Here is a 1,155-nt window from a genome sequence, read left to right as displayed (position 1 = left end):
GACCAGAGCTATCGCGACATGCATGTCGCGGCGATGCGGGGCGCGCGCCCGGCCCGCTCCCTGCCCGAAGCACTCGGCGTCGTGCACCTGATCGACGCCAGCGAGCGCGCACTGCGCACCAAGACCTGGATATCGCCATGAGCCTGCTCTGCACGATCTGCGCGCGGGGCGGCTCGAAAGGGGTCGTCGGCAAGAATGCGCGCGATCTTCTGGGCAAGCCCGTGCTCGCGTGGAGCATCGCGCAGGCGCGCGAGACCGGCCTGTTCGAGGCGATCGCCTTCAGCAGCGATTCAGACGCGTTGCTCGAGGCGGCACTGAAGGCCGGCGCCGACATTGCGGTCAAGCGTCCGGACGAGATGGCGACCGATACCGCGCCGAAGCTGCCGGCGATCCGCCATTGTCTCGAGCAGGCCATCGCGCGAACGGGCAGGACGCCGGAGATCTTCGTCGATCTCGACGTCACCTCGCCGCTCAGGCTTGCCTCCGACATCACCGGTGCGGKGGATCTGCTACGTCAGTCCGGCGCACCCAACGTCATCACTGGCGCGCCGGCCCGCCGCTCGCCCTATTTCAACCTGGTCGAGCAGCGCACCGACGGCAGCGTTGGTCTTTCCAAATCTGCCAATCCTCCGATCACGCGCCGGCAGGATGCGCCGCGCTGCTTCGACATGAACGCGTCGATCTACGTCTGGCGCGTCGCGTCATTCCTGGAGCGGCCCGCGGTCTTCTATCCGGACACGCGTCTGTTCGAGATGCCGGAAGAACGCTCGATCGACATCGATTCCGATCTCGATTTTGCGCTGGTTGAACTGTTGCTGCGCCAACGAATGCCGGCCTGAGGAGGCCCAAGCGATGACCACGAGCTTCAAGGCTCTGTTCGATCTGACCGGCCGCACGGCCGTCATCACCGGCGGATGCGGCATCCTCGGGAACCGCTTTGCCGAAGGCCTCGCCGAGTTCGGCGCCAATGTCGCGATCGTCGATCTCGATCAGGCCGCGACCGATGCGGTGGCAGCCGACCTCACCTCACGCCACTCCGTCCGCGCCAGAGGCTATGGCTGCGACATCACCGAGCCCAGCTCCGTGCGCGACACCGCCGATGCGATCGAAGCCGACCTCGGACCGGTCTCGATCCTGCTCAACAACGCCGCGAGC

Annotated in this window: 2 protein-coding genes; both read left to right on the top strand. The window is 66.6% G+C overall.

Annotated elements, in window-relative coordinates; translation table 11 throughout:
- Positions 1 to 137: 137 nt before the first annotated feature.
- Positions 138 to 839 carry an acylneuraminate cytidylyltransferase family protein gene (locus tag AC1D00_RS42160; protein ID WP_477014781.1) on the top strand — a complete coding sequence of 234 codons (702 nt, stop codon included), beginning with the start codon at positions 138 to 140 and terminating at the stop codon, positions 837 to 839.
- Positions 840 to 852: 13 nt separating this feature from the next.
- On the top strand, positions 853 to 1,155 hold a 303-nt coding region (locus tag AC1D00_RS42155), incomplete at its 3' end, for an SDR family NAD(P)-dependent oxidoreductase (RefSeq protein ID WP_477014780.1).

It is taken from the genome of Bradyrhizobium sp. P2_E8, from assembly GCF_056403875.1.
Note: the sequence above shows the minus strand (reverse complement) of the source record. Positions and strands in the feature narration are given on the sequence as shown.